Consider the following 12,985-nt stretch of genomic DNA (forward strand, 5'->3'; position numbering starts at 1 on the left):
ATGCGTTCGGCTTCAACAGCCCTCCCAACCCATCTCAGATTACTTGCCCCGACCAAGCGTGCGTAGCATCTCAAGTCACGCCGTGTGAGTAGCTTCAGCGCACCGCGACGCGACGAGCAACTGATCACACAGGATCACGTCGGATCGGGTTTGAATGAAGCGACGCCATTGGTCAAGCCATCGCTTGCCACGCCCCGCGATGAGCATACGTCAGATAGGCAGCCGCCGACCTTGCTCGAACACCAGCAGTTCGCCCTTGCCGAAGGCTGTCCACGCTTCGTTGGTCGTGAGGGGGGTGGTCACGATCACTGCCACCTGATCATGCTCGCCGGTTTCCTTCGAAAAATCCAGCTGCAGGTCTTCGTCGCTCAGTTGCGCTGCGCCAAATGGGTGGCGGCGTTCTATGTAGTGAAGGTTTGTGGAGGCGTGCGACCACAACGCCTGGCCGTTGGAGAGCAGGAAATTGAACGTGCCATGGGGCGCTATGCGTGCAGCGAGTTCCTTGAGCGTCAACGTCAGTTCTGGAACGGAGGGCACGCTGGCGTGCGACTTGGCCAGTTCCTGCATGATCCAGCAAAACGCATGCTCGCTATCGGTATCGCCCACGGGGCGAAAATGCGCATGCAGGCGTGGGCGAAAGTCTTTCAGATCTCCGTTGTGGGCAAATACCCAGTAACGACCCCACAGCTCACGCACGAACGGATGGCAGTTTTGAAGGCTCACAACGCCCTGGGTGGCCTTGCGGATATGGGCGATGACATTTTGGCTCTTGATGGGGTAGCGGCGAATCAGCTCAGCCACAGGAGACTCCACCGCCGCCAGATGGTCCACAAAATGCCGCAGCCCCTTGTCTTCGAAGAACGCTATACCCCAGCCATCGGTATGGTGGTCGGTTTTACCACCGCGTTGCGCAAACCCCGTGAAGCTGAAGGTGACATCGGTGGGGACATTGCAGTTCATGCCGAGGAGCTGGCACATGGCGGAGATTCCGTTTCTTCGATTTCGTACAACGCTTGGAGAGGCACTGGCCGCCCTTGCAAACAAGCATCAGGATAACGTGGGCGTGCCGTCAGTTAGACCGTACCTCGCGCAGCTGCCATGCTGCCACCAGCGCCAGCACACAAAGAAAAGTCAGCATCAGAAAAGTCTCGCCGAACGCTGCAATGCGGGCAGGGTTACTCGCTCCGGCGGTCAGCGAGGCGCCATGTGCGCCCAGCCGCCACTCGAGCACGATACCGCACAAACTGACACCTGCCGCACCGCCCAGCATGCGCAAGAAACCGATGGCGCTGGAGCCCTGCGAAATCAGCGATTTGTCCAGCGGGCGCATGGAACCCAGATTCAGCGAAGGCAGAATGAAGCCGAGTCCGATGCGCCCCAAGATCGCAAAAGCGACCAGCATCCACAGCGACGAGCCGAGTCCCACAAACACCATCAGTCCAAAAGACAGGGCCAGCAAACCGAGCCCGATGCTGACCAGAAAATGGGTCGGCTGCCGGTCCGCCAGCCGGCCCACCACTGCAATGGTGGCTGCCAAGACAAAACCGGCGGGCAGCATGAGGGTGCCCACATGGGATGCCGACAGCTCTAGCCCCAGTTGCATGAACACCGGCAACAGGTAGGTAGAGCCGAACAAGGCCGTGCCGTAGATGAACGCCACCACACTGCCCATGGCGAACTGGCGGTACTGAAAGAGGCGCAGGTCCATCAGCGGCTTGCGCCCGGTGCGAAGCAGCCTGCGCTGCCAGACAATAAAACACGCGACAGCCACTGCAGCACTTATCAGCAGGCCCACCGCCTCAACCACAGAGCCGCCATGCAGCGACACCAGGCCGTTGAGCAGACACAGCGTGCCCACGGTGCCCAATAACAGGCCGCGCCAGTCCAGAGCCTGGCCCTGGCGATTGGCCTCCACGCCCCCCGGGGCTGTGACTGGCACAAACTTGTACGCCAACCAGATCGAGGCCAGGCACAGGGGCACCACCATGAAGAATATGGAGCGCCACCCAAACCAGTCCACGAGCAATCCCCCCATGCTCGGGCCGATGGCCGGGGCCAGCACGACGCCCATGCCGAAGATGCCGCTGGCGCGCCCTTGCTCATGGGGCTGAAACGCGTACAGGATGATGACGGCCGGGATGGGCTGCACCACACCCGCAGCCAGCCCCTCGGCGACGCGTGCTGCGAGCACCAGACCGAAGTCGCGCGCCAGGCCGCCCCCCACTCCGCCAATGAGCAGCAGCAACATCGCGCCCACATAGGTCGAACGGTAACCGTACCGCGACAACAGCCAGGGGGTGGTGAGCATGGACACGGTGGTGGCCACCATGAAGCCTGAAGTGACCCACTGGGCGCGCTCCTGACCCAGCGAGAAGTAGTGGCTCATGTCCGGTATCGCCACGTTCACGATGGTGGAGGACATGATGGAGGCCATGGTCCCCACCATGACGGACAGCAATAGCAGCCATCGGTAGCGCTCACCATAGCGCTCGCGCAATACCGACAAAGACCCCGAGGAAGTGCTCATGAAACGATCAAATGCTGAGGCGGGGCAACGGGGTCAATGACGGCGGGACGCAGCGATCAGGAAGTGCGCTCCAGCCATAGCTTGCCGCCCGTGGCCCAGTTTTCGCGCTTGATGTCGGTGATCAGGATGTCCACCGACTCGGGCGAGCCTCCCAGAATCTCGACGGACACGCGGGTGATCTCTTCCACCAGCTTCTTCTTTTGTTCGACCGTGCGGCCTTCCATCATTTCGATGTGGTACGTGGGCATGTCCAACTCCTTCGCGCGCTGTGAAGACAGCGAAAAGCCCAAATCATATCGGCGAAGGCGGGTGGCCTGCGGCGGAGGGTTGCTGTGCGTCTGGCGCCGGCGCGCCGCAAGCCGCGCAGATACAGACCTTGCCGCGTGCCTCCTGCGGCAAAGCGGCCAAGGCCGCAGGGTCGATGGTCTGCGTCATGCACCAGCAGCTTTCTGCTGGGAGACCCGCCGCGATAGCGCACTGGTTGTGCTGCCCGCACAGCGGGCAGACAGACGGGTTGAGAGGGGTGGATAGTGCTGCAGGCATGGGGGGGGCGCGTGGGCGCTGGTGCCAGTGTACGGCGCAGTGCTGTCCGCGCACGGCCACTGCGTCCCGTCCACGTGAAGGTGGCGAGCCAGAGCACGGCCTAAACAAAAATAGCTGCTAGTGCAAATGTTGATTGCGCTAGCAGCTATCAAAAGTAGAGCAGGCAGCGCCATGAATATGGCACTGCTTGCAGTCGGGAATCAGGCCGCTTGCGCTGCCTTCAGCTTCAGGCGCCAGGCGTGCAGCAGTGGCTCGGTGTAGCCGCTGGGCTGCTCCATGCCCTTGAAGACCAGGTCATACGCTGCCTTGTAGGCCATGCTGGTGGCAAAGTGTCCGGCCATGGGCTGGTACAGCGGGTCACCCGCATTTTGCTGGTCCACCACGGCGGCCATGCGCTCGAAGGTCTCGCGCACCTGGGCTTCGGTCACCACACCATGGTGCAGCCAGTTGGCCATGTGCTGGCTGCTGATGCGCAGCGTGGCGCGGTCTTCCATCAGGCCCACGTTGTGGATGTCAGGCACCTTGGAGCAGCCCACGCCCTGGTCCACCCAGCGCACCACGTAGCCCAGAATGCCCTGTGCGTTGTTGTCCAGCTCCTGCTGTTTCTCGGCGTCGCTCCAGTTGGGAGCGGAGGCCACGGGCACGGTGAGCAGGCCGGTCAGCAGGTTGTCGCGTTCTGCGTTCACATCGGTTTTTTCCAGCTCGATCTGGATGTCGCTGACCTTCACCTGGTGGTAGTGCAGCGCGTGCAGCGTGGCGCCCGTGGGGCTGGGCACCCAGGCGGTGTTGGCGCCAGCCTTGGGGTGGGCGATCTTCTGCTTGAGCATCTCGGCCATCAGGTCGGGCATGGCCCACATACCCTTGCCGATCTGCGCCTTGCCGCGCAGGCCACAGGAGAGGCCCACCAGCACGTTGTTCTTCTCGTACGACTGGATCCAGGCGCTGGTCTTCATGTCGCCCTTGCGCACCATGGGTCCGGCGTGCATCGCGGTGTGCATTTCGTCGCCCGTGCGGTCCAGAAAGCCGGTGTTGATGAACGCCACGCGGCTCGAAGCTGCCGCAATACAGGCCTTCAGGTTGACGGACGTGCGGCGCTCCTCGTCCATGATGCCCAGCTTGACGGTGCTATCGGGCAAGCCCAGCAGCTTTTCGACGCGGCCGAACAGTTCGGCAGCAAAGCCCACCTCGGCGGGGCCGTGCATCTTGGGCTTGACGATGTAGACGCTGCCCTTGCGGGAGTTGCGGATGCCGTTGGCGCCATGGCCTTGCAGGTCGTGCAGCGCAATCGCCGTGGTCACCACCGCATCCATGATGCCTTCTGGAATCTCGCGCACCTGGCCCTGCACGTCGGTCCACAGGATGGCCGGGTTGGTCATCAGGTGGCCCACATTGCGCAGGAACATCAGCGAGCGGCCATGCAGGCGCACTTCGCCGCCGGCCGGGCCCGTGTAGACGCGGTCGGCATTCAGGCCGCGCGTGAAGGTCTTGCCGCCCTTGGCGACCTGCTCGGTCAGCGTGGCCTGGATGATGCCCAGCCAGTTGCTGTAGCCCAGCACTTTGTCTTCGGCGTCCACGGCAGCCACGGAGTCTTCCAGGTCCAGGATGGTGGAGAGGGCTGCTTCGAGCACCAGGTCGCTCACGCCCGCCGCGTCGGATTGGCCGATGGGGGTGCTGCGGTCGATCTGGATGTCCAGGTGCAGGCCGTTGTGCTGCAGCAGCACAGATGAAGGCGCGGCGGCGTTGCCTTGGTAGCCCTTGAACTGCGAGGCGTCCTTCAGACCCGTGGTGGTGCCGTTGGCAAACGACACAACCAGCTGGCCGCCTTCCACACGATAGCCGGTCGAATTCTTGTGCGAGCCTGCAGCCAAAGGCGCCGTGTCATCCAGCACCTGGCGCGCAAACGCAATCACCTTGGCGCCGCGCACCGGGTTATAGCCCTTGCCCTTCTCGGCGCCGCCTTCTTCGCTGATGGCGTCCGTGCCATACAGCGCGTCATACAGGCTGCCCCAGCGCGCGTTGGCGGCGTTGAGCGCATAGCGGGCGTTCAGGATGGGCACCACCAGCTGCGGGCCGGCCTGCGTGGCCAGCTCGTCGTCCACGTTGGTGGTGGTGGCCTTCACGTCGGCAGGCTGGGGCACCAGGTAGCCGATCTTTTCGAGAAAGCCGCGGTAGGCCACCATGTTCTGGATGGGGCCGGGGTTGGCCTTGTGCCAGGTGTCCAGCTCGGTCTGCAGGCGGTCGCGCTCGGCCAGCAGGGCGATGTTGCGCGGGGCCAGGTCGGACACGATGGCGTCAAAACCTTTCCAGAAGGCGGCGGCGTCCACCCCCGTGCCGGGCAGCACCTTGTCTTCGACAAAGCGGTACAGGGAGGTGGCCACTTGCAGGCCGTGGACTTGGGTGCGTTCGGTCATGGGGTGCCTCAAGAAGAGTGGTGAAAACGGAGATCAATGAAAAACGGTGCCCGCAACAGCAGGCCATGGGCAGACTGTATTGCAAATGTTTGCCCACATAAATACGCTGAAAATCTCTAAACCAGTGACTTTTACGCAAAACTGGTGACAGTCCGTAGTCACCCTGAATGGTGCTTTCGCCCGTTACCCACTACGCTGCGCGCACAACAAACCCACCGGGAGACAAACCCATGCAGGCACCCCTGGACGCCAGCGCGCTCAACGCGGCCCACAAGAACAAGATCGTTAGCGCCGCCGATGCCGTGCAGCTCATCCACGACGGCGACACCGTGGCCACGGGCGGCTTTGTGGGCATCGGCTTTGCCGAGAGCATTGCCGTGGCGCTGGCCCAGCGCTGGGAAACGACCCAAACCCCGCGCGACCTCACGCTGGTCTACGCCGCAGGCCAGGGCGACGGCAAGCAGCGGGGCCTCAACCACCTGGGCCATGCGGGCCTGCTCAAGCGCGTGATCGGCGGGCACTGGAGCCTGGTGCCCCGCATCCAGAAGCTGGCGGTGAACAACCAGATCGAGGCCTGGAACCTGCCCCAGGGCGTGATCACGCATTTGTTTCGCGACATCGCTGCAGGCAAGCCCGGCACGCTCACGCGCGTGGGCCTGGACACCTTTGTGGACCCGCGCCACGGCGGCGGCAAGCTCAATGCGCGCACCACCGAAGACCTGGTGCGCATCCTGCCCATCGACGGGCAGGACTACCTGTTCTACAAAGCCTTTCCGATCCACGTGGGCATCATCCGCGCGACCACGGCCGACGCCGACGGCAACCTCACCATGGAGCGCGAGGCGCTCACGCTCGAAGCGCTGGCCATTGCCATGGCCGCGCGCAACTCGGGCGGCGTGGTCATTGCCCAGGTCGAGCGCATCGCCGAGCGCGGCACGCTCAACCCCCGGCAGGTGAAGGTGCCCGGCGTGCTGGTGGACGCCGTGGTGCTGGCCACCGAGCCCGCGCACCACCACCAGACCTTTGCCGAGCCCTACAGCGCCGCGTTTGCGGGCGAGCTGCGCGTGCCCATGGACACACTGGAGGCGATGCCCCTGACCGAGCGCAAGATCATCGCCCGCCGCGCGGCGCTGGAGCTGCGCCCGCACCAGGTGGTGAACTTGGGGATAGGCATGCCCGAGGGCGTGGCCAACGTAGCAGCTGAGGAGCGCATCATCGACCTCGTCACACTCACGGCCGAGCCCGGCGTGATAGGCGGCATTCCCGCGGGTGGCCTGAACTTTGGCGCGGCTGTGAACCCCCAGGCCATCATCGACCAGCCCAACCAGTTCGACTTCTACGACGGCGGGGGCCTGGACATCGCGATCCTGGGCCTGGCGCAGGCCGACCAGCACGGCAACCTCAACGTGAGCAAGTTTGGCCCGCGCCTGGCGGGTGCGGGCGGCTTCATCAACATCAGCCAGAACGCCAAGACGGTGGTGTTTGTTGGCACCTTCACGGCAGGCGCACTGCAGGTGGAGGCGGTGGACGGCCACCTGCACATCCTGCACGAAGGCGGCGCACGCAAGCTGGTGCGCGAGGTGGAGCACCGCACCTTCAGCGGCGCCGAGGCGCTGCGGCGCGGCCAGCGCGTGTTGTATGTGACGGAGCGCTGCGTGTTCCGCCTGGTGCCCTCGGGCGAGCCGGATGGCGGCGGTGCGCTGGAACTCATCGAGCTGGCGCCCGGTATCGACCTGCACCGCGACGTGCTGGCCCACATGGCATTCACGCCGCGCATCAGCCCCGGCCTGCAGACCATGGACCTGCGCCTGTTCGAGCCCGGCCCGCTGGGCCTGCGCGAGCAGTTGCTCAACCGCCCGCTGGTGCAGCGCTTTGAGCTGGACGCCGCGCGCCAGCTGCTGCACATCGACTTCTCGGGCCTGCAGATCAACACCGCCAGCACCATTGACGCCATCGAGCAGGAGGTGCGCCGCCTGCTCGCCCCGCTCGCCGCACAGGGCGAGCGCGTGGGCGTGATCGTGAACTACGACCACTTCACCATCGCCCCCGACCTGGCCGACGCCTACACCGCCATGGTGCAGGGCCTCACGCGCGACCTTTACACCGAGGTCAAGCGCTATGGCACCGTGGGGTTCCTCAAGTCGCGCCTGGTGTGAAGTGGGGGTGATCCTGGTTCACTATTATTTGTGTAGCTGCTCAGGCATGTTGCACCAGCGCATTCGGCCTGTTTTGCTTCAAAACCGATCACAGGCCGTGCCCAAGTCCGTCACCAGGCCCTTCGCCGCTTTATCCCCATAATCAGCGCCCATGGACAAACTCAAGGCCTTCGAATCGTTTGTGTCGGTGGCAACACGCGGCAGCCTCACCGCTGCGGCCAAGGCCGAGGGCGTGGCGCCGGCCATCATGGGGCGGCGGCTCGATGCGCTGGAAGAACACCTGGGCGTGAAGCTGCTGGTGCGCACCACACGCCGCATCAGCCTCACGCACGAGGGCAGTGCGTTTCTGGAAGACTGCCAGCGCCTGTTGTCCGACGTGGCCAATGCCGAGGCCAGCGTGTCCGAAGGGGGCGTCAAGGCCACGGGCCATTTGCGCATCACCGCACCGGCCGGCTTTGGCCGCCGCCATGTGGCGCCGCTGGTGCCACGTTTTCGCACCGCCCACCCGGACGTGACCATCTCGCTCAACCTCAGCGACCGCGTGGTGGACCTGGCGGGCGAGGGCTATGACTGCGCCGTGCGCGTGGGCGACCTGCCCGACTCGTCGCTGGTGAGCGTGCGCATTGCCGACAACCGCCGCCTGTGCGTTGCCACGCCCGCCTACCTGCAGCGCCACGGCACGCCGCGCCACCCCAGCGAGCTGGTGCAGCACGACTGCCTCACGCTGTCGAGCGAAGCATCGCAAACACGGGGCTGGGCGTTCCGCATGCCGGTCGAAGGCAGTGGCACCGAGGTCATCCACCTCAAGCCCGGCGGCCCGCTCGATTGCTCGGACGGGCAGGTGCTGCACGACTGGTGCCTGGCGGGCTACGGCATTGCCTGGCGCAGCACCTGGGAGGTGGAGGCCGAGATTGCCGCCGGGCGCTTGGTGGAGGTGTTGCACGATTTTGCGGCGCCGCCCAACGGCATCTATGTGGTATTTCCGCAGCGCAAGCACATGCCGCTGCGGGTGCGGCTGTGGATCGAACACCTCAAGCACCAGTACGCACAGCCCGCGTTCTGGAAAGGCCCGCAGGCCGGCGGCTGATAGCCCCCGTGGCAGACTGCACAACAATCCATGTCCACCGCGCCCACGCTCCTTGTCGCTGACGACCACCCGCTGTTCCGTGCGGCTGTGCTGCACGTGCTGCGCGAGCGGCTGCCGCAGTTCCGCACGCTGGAGGCGGCCAGCGCCGCCACGCTGGGCCAGGCGCTGCAGGACCACCCTGAGGTCGAGCTGGTGCTGCTGGACCTGAGCATGCCCGGCACGCGCGGCTTCTCGGCCCTGCTGCATGTGCGCGGCGAATACCCCGAGCTGCCCGTGGTCATCATCTCGTCCAACGACCACCCCCGCGTCATCCGCCGCGCCCAGCAGTTTGGTGCTGCGGGTTTCATCCCCAAGTCCGCGCCCGCCGACGCCATGGGCGACGCCATCCAGGCCGTGCTGGACGGCGGCAGCTGGTTCCCGCCCATGGCGGCCGAGCGCTCCGAGGCCGACGCCGAGCTGGCCGCGCGGCTCGCGCAGCTCACGCCCCAGCAATTCCGCGTGCTGCTCTGCCTGGCCGATGGCCTGCTGAACAAACAGATTGCGAGCGCGCTGGGCCTGGCCGAGAACACGGTGAAGGTGCATGTCACGGCCATCCTGAAAAAGCTGGAGTGCTACAGCCGCACGCAGGCGGCGGTGCTGGTCAAGAGCCTGGAGGCGGAAGGGGTGGAGCCAGATTGATGGGGCGGTTTTGAGAAAAATAGGCTCTAGTGCTCATTAGATAAGCGCAAGCAGCTATAAAAAGAGGAGTTAGGGAATGGATTACCCAGCGCTGCAAGCCAGGCTGCGCAGTTTTGCCGCAGCCCGAGACTGGCAGTCTCGCCACACACCCAAGAACCTGGCCATGGCCCTGACGGTGGAGTCAGCGGGGCTGCTGGAGATGTTCCAGTGGACGACTCTGAGCGAATCGCGCGGCGTGGTGCGCGACCCTGCCCACATAGAGCGCGTGGCCCATGGGATTGCCGACGTGCTGCTGTGCCTGCTGCAAATGGCAGACCAGGCGGGGGTGGACCTTCCAGAGGCCGTGGAGCAATCACTGCGTGCGAAGGCGCTTGAACACCCACCCAAGCACCCGGAGCTGGAGCCTCGTATGCCCAGCGCCGCCGTGGCTGTTATGCCCGCACCTACAGCCCCCAGGGTGCACCTGCTCGTTGATTGGGAAAACGTACAGCCCAAGGGCGATGAACTCATGGCATTGGTGCCACAGGGCACGGATGTGTGGCTGTTCCATGGCCCGCATCAGACGGTGGATGCTTCGGGGCATCAGCAGGTTTACGGGGCAGAGCAGGTGACGCTGGTCCCTAGATCGGGGGCGGGCAGGAACGCGCTGGATTTTCAGCTGGCTTACTACGTCGGATACATCTCGGCCCGTCAACCGGAGGGTACGTTCGTGGTCGTCTCCAACGACCAGGGGTATGAACCCATGTTGGCGCATGCGAGGGAGCTGGGGTTTGATGCGCAGCGGTGCGGGTTCCGCAGGACGCCGGCACCACCCGCCGCGTCTACGGCATTAGCCGCACCCATAGCGCAGAAGTCCGCGCCCTTGCCGCAGCCAGAGCCTCCATCGGCGGCGACCCCTGCATTGGAGGCGACGGTCAAGACCACAGCAAAATCTGTAGCACCGCAGCTTTCGCTTGCAAAAGCTGCTCCGGCCCGCACCCAGGCCACGCGGGCAGACATGCAACAACTGCTAGCCCAACTGGATGGGCTGGCTCCATCCCACCGCCCCGCGCAGAAGGATGCGCTGTTGGTGCTGCTCCAAAATTGGTTGGGCGAGTCCAGTGCCCGGTCGCCGCGCACATCGCACGCATTGGCACAGTTGCAAGCGCGAAAGCGGGTGGTGGTCAAAGGCGAGGTGGTGTCCTATCCGCCCGTAGTGGCGGCCCAGCCCGTGACGACAAAATCCGCCGCTAAGACTGCTCCTTCAAAGACTAGGACTGCGAACAAAGCCTCCGCATCCAAAGCGCCTGCACAACTGCCGGTGCCGAAGAAATCCGCCGTCTCAGCCCCACCCAAGCCATCCGTCACTGCCGTTGGCAAGACCGCAGCAAAGACTGCGCAACCCCCAACCGCAGCCCAGGTGGCGCGGGCAGTGCTGGCCAGTCTTCAGAAGATGACCAAGAACAAGCCTCGGCAACGAACTGGTTTGCTCAAGCACATCCAGACCCAGGCCGCGCGGGCAGAAGACCCGACGGCCATGGCGCAGCGTGTGCTGAGCCTGCTGGAGGCGCGCAAGGACGTGGTCATCGCGTCGGATGGCAAAGGAATTACCTACTTGACAGTGAAATAGGTACGTAGCGCTTTTCCATAAAGCGCCTCAAGCTATCAAAAATGTAGCTTTAAGGCGTACCTTGTTGCAACCTCAACAGCGTCTGGCTCACCAGCGCCCGCAGCGCGGGCGCTCGCACCGGCTTGGCCAGAAAGCCCCAGCCGCGCTCAGCGGCCTGGCGGCGCAAGGTGGCGTCGCGCTCGGCGGTGACCAGGATCACGGCAGGCGTCTGACCCCAGCGCTGGCACAGCTGCGCGAACACTTCGGGGCCGTGGAGGCCCGTGCCCAGGTGTACGTCCAGCAGCACCAGCTGCGGTGCCTGGCCGGGCTGGGCGGCGGTCAGGGCCTCGGGCGCGCCAGCGGCCAGTGGTACCGTGCAGCCCCAGCGCTGCAGCAGGGCCTGCGTGGCGGCGCAGGTGGGGCCGTCATCTTCAATCACCCAGGCGCTGCTGCCCTGCAGGGGCGCGTCGTCGGCGGGTTGCTGCGTGGTGGCGGGGTGCGTAGCCTGCTGCGCGACGGCGGGGTTGCCCAGCGGCACACACACCCAGAACACGCTGCCACGCCCCAGTTGCGATCGCAGGCCAATCTCGTGCCCCAGCAGGCGGCCCAGGCGTTCGACGATGGCCAGGCCCAGGCCTGCGCCCCGGTCGTCGGCGCGGCCTTCGTCCAGGCGGCGGAATTCTTCAAAGATCTCGCGCTGCAATGCCTCGGGGATGCCGGGGCCCTGGTCGTGCACCTCGATGCGTAGGTGGTCGCCCGCCACCCGCTTCACCCGTCTGCAGCCCACCACGATGCGCCCTCGCCGGCTGTAGCGGATGGCGTTGGAGACAAAGTTCTGCAAGATGCGGCGCAGCAGGTTGTCGTCGGTGCGCACCACGGCGCGTGTGGGCACGCAGCGCAGTTGCAGGCCCTGGCTTTCGGCCAGCACGCCAAAGTTGTGGCCCAGCACCTGTAGCAGTGGCCCCAGGGCCACGTCGTGGATGTGCACATCGAACTGGCCCGATTCCATGCGCGAGATGTCGAGCAGGCTGTTGAGGATGGCGTCCTGCGCGGCCAGGGCGCCGTCGATGCTGTCCACGGCGTGCCGTTCGGCGTCGCCTGGCAGATGGCTGCGCAGCAGCGAGGTGAACATGCGCGCGGCGTTCAGGGGCTGCAGCAGGTCGTGCACGGCGGCGGCCACAAAGCGGGTTTTGGAGCGGTTGGCCTGCTCGGCCTCGCGCCGCGCGGCGTCCAGGTCGCGGGTGCGGTCGGCCACGCGCTGCTCCAGCGCGTCGGCCAGCGATCGCAGCTCGCGTGCGGCGTTCTTGTAGCTGGTGATATCGGCGTAGCTGGTCACAAAACCGCCCTCGGGCAGCGGGTTGCCCCGGATCTCCAGCACCGTGCCGTCGTCCTTGGCGCTTTCGTGCAGATGGGGGGTGCCACTGCGCAGGTGGGCCAGGCGGCGTTCGATGGCTTCTTCCACCGGGCCCGGGCCCAGCAGGCCCCGGCGCGCGTTGTGGCGCATCAGGTCTTCAATGGGGCGGCCCACCTGCATCAGGTCGGCGGGGTAGCGGAACAGCTGCACATAGCGCGAGTTCCACGCCACCAGCTTCAGGTCGGCGTCGATGATGACCACCCCCTGGGGCAGGTGTTCCAGACTGCGGGAGAGGCCCATGTCAGCCTGCTGCGCCGCCTGCACGATGCCGTCCTGCGCGGTGCGCAACTCCTGCGCGTGCTGTTGCAGCACGGTCTCCAGCTCCTGGCGGCTGCGCTGGCGCAGGCGGGCCAGGCGCTGGCGCTGCCGCACAAACAGCACCAGCAGCGACAGGGCCAGCCAGCCGCCGCCCCCGGCTGCGGCTGCCCAGCGGCTGTCGGCAATGCTGCTGTGGGTGGTGTGCACCAGGTGCAGTTGCCAGGGCGTGCCGGGCAGGGGCTGGGTCAGCCACAGCATGCGGCCGGGTGGGGCGGGCATGTCAGCGGACGGTTGCACGCGCACCAGCCGCCCACCGTTGTCCA

The 12,985-nt window shown here is 65.5% G+C and carries 10 protein-coding genes; 4 read left to right on the plus strand and 6 right to left on the minus strand.

The genetic code is table 11. The annotated features are described in order from the left end of the window. Positions 1-210 precede the first annotated feature (210 nt). The 5 genes from ISS20_RS19205 to ISS20_RS19225 all read right to left on the minus strand — a co-directional run bounded on the left by ISS20_RS19205 (position 211) and on the right by ISS20_RS19225 (position 5,481). Positions 211-978: a class II glutamine amidotransferase gene (locus ISS20_RS19205; RefSeq protein WP_291438605.1), complete on the minus strand. Its 768-nt coding sequence runs from the start codon at positions 976-978 to the stop codon at positions 211-213. A 91-nt stretch (positions 979-1,069) separates the two neighbouring features. Then, entirely contained in the window at positions 1,070-2,527 is a 1,458-nt protein-coding gene (locus ISS20_RS19210; RefSeq protein WP_291438607.1) for a DHA2 family efflux MFS transporter permease subunit, read from the minus strand. A 56-nt stretch (positions 2,528-2,583) separates the two neighbouring features. Continuing rightward, positions 2,584-2,775, minus strand: coding sequence for a 4-oxalocrotonate tautomerase (locus ISS20_RS19215; protein WP_291438609.1), 192 nt, complete (start codon positions 2,773-2,775; stop codon positions 2,584-2,586). 43 nt (positions 2,776-2,818) lie between these two features. Next, on the minus strand, positions 2,819-3,070 hold the full coding sequence (locus ISS20_RS19220; RefSeq protein WP_291438611.1) for a cysteine-rich CWC family protein: 252 nt from the start codon (positions 3,068-3,070) through the stop codon (positions 2,819-2,821). A 200-nt stretch (positions 3,071-3,270) separates the two neighbouring features. After that, positions 3,271-5,481 (minus strand): malate synthase G, encoded by a 2,211-nt coding sequence (locus ISS20_RS19225; protein WP_291438613.1) that lies wholly within the window; start codon positions 5,479-5,481, stop codon positions 3,271-3,273. 230 nt (positions 5,482-5,711) lie between these two features. On the opposite strand from ISS20_RS19225, the gene ISS20_RS19230 reads away from it, so the two are divergent. From ISS20_RS19230 to ISS20_RS19250, 4 genes are all read left to right on the plus strand, one after another. Further along, complete coding sequence (locus tag ISS20_RS19230) at positions 5,712-7,637, plus strand: acyl CoA:acetate/3-ketoacid CoA transferase (protein ID WP_291438615.1); 1,926 nt, start codon at positions 5,712-5,714, stop codon at positions 7,635-7,637. Positions 7,638-7,788: 151 nt separating this feature from the next. Next, positions 7,789-8,724 carry a LysR family transcriptional regulator gene (locus tag ISS20_RS19235; RefSeq protein WP_291438617.1) on the plus strand — a complete coding sequence of 312 codons (936 nt, stop codon included), beginning with the start codon at positions 7,789-7,791 and terminating at the stop codon, positions 8,722-8,724. Between the two features lie 30 nt (positions 8,725-8,754). Continuing rightward, a complete protein-coding gene (locus tag ISS20_RS19240) occupies positions 8,755-9,402 on the plus strand; it encodes a response regulator transcription factor (RefSeq protein WP_291438620.1) in 648 nt (215 codons plus the stop codon). A 76-nt stretch (positions 9,403-9,478) separates the two neighbouring features. After that, entirely contained in the window at positions 9,479-11,011 is a 1,533-nt protein-coding gene (locus ISS20_RS19250) for a PIN domain-containing protein (RefSeq protein WP_366828518.1), read from the plus strand. A 49-nt stretch (positions 11,012-11,060) separates the two neighbouring features. On the opposite strand, the gene ISS20_RS19255 is transcribed toward ISS20_RS19250, so the two are convergent. Next, positions 11,061-12,985: PAS-domain containing protein (locus ISS20_RS19255; RefSeq protein ID WP_291438621.1), on the minus strand; the 1,925-nt coding region annotated here is incomplete at its 5' end.

It is taken from the genome of Acidovorax sp. (genome assembly GCF_016783915.1).
Taxonomy (GTDB): domain Bacteria; phylum Pseudomonadota; class Gammaproteobacteria; order Burkholderiales; family Burkholderiaceae_C; genus Acidovorax.

Coding starts and splice junctions, on each gene's coding strand:
- ISS20_RS19205 (WP_291438605.1), bottom strand. CDS start 978: ATGTGCCAGCTCCTCGGCATGAACTGCAATGTCCCCACCGATGTCACC.
- ISS20_RS19210 (WP_291438607.1), bottom strand. CDS start 2,527: ATGAGCACTTCCTCGGGGTCTTTGTCGGTATTGCGCGAGCGCTATGGT.
- ISS20_RS19215 (WP_291438609.1), bottom strand. CDS start 2,775: ATGCCCACGTACCACATCGAAATGATGGAAGGCCGCACGGTCGAACAA.
- ISS20_RS19220 (WP_291438611.1), bottom strand. CDS start 3,070: ATGCCTGCAGCACTATCCACCCCTCTCAACCCGTCTGTCTGCCCGCTG.
- ISS20_RS19225 (WP_291438613.1), bottom strand. CDS start 5,481: ATGACCGAACGCACCCAAGTCCACGGCCTGCAAGTGGCCACCTCCCTG.
- ISS20_RS19230 (WP_291438615.1), top strand. CDS start 5,712: ATGCAGGCACCCCTGGACGCCAGCGCGCTCAACGCGGCCCACAAGAAC.
- ISS20_RS19235 (WP_291438617.1), top strand. CDS start 7,789: ATGGACAAACTCAAGGCCTTCGAATCGTTTGTGTCGGTGGCAACACGC.
- ISS20_RS19240 (WP_291438620.1), top strand. CDS start 8,755: ATGTCCACCGCGCCCACGCTCCTTGTCGCTGACGACCACCCGCTGTTC.
- ISS20_RS19250 (WP_366828518.1), top strand. CDS start 9,479: ATGGATTACCCAGCGCTGCAAGCCAGGCTGCGCAGTTTTGCCGCAGCC.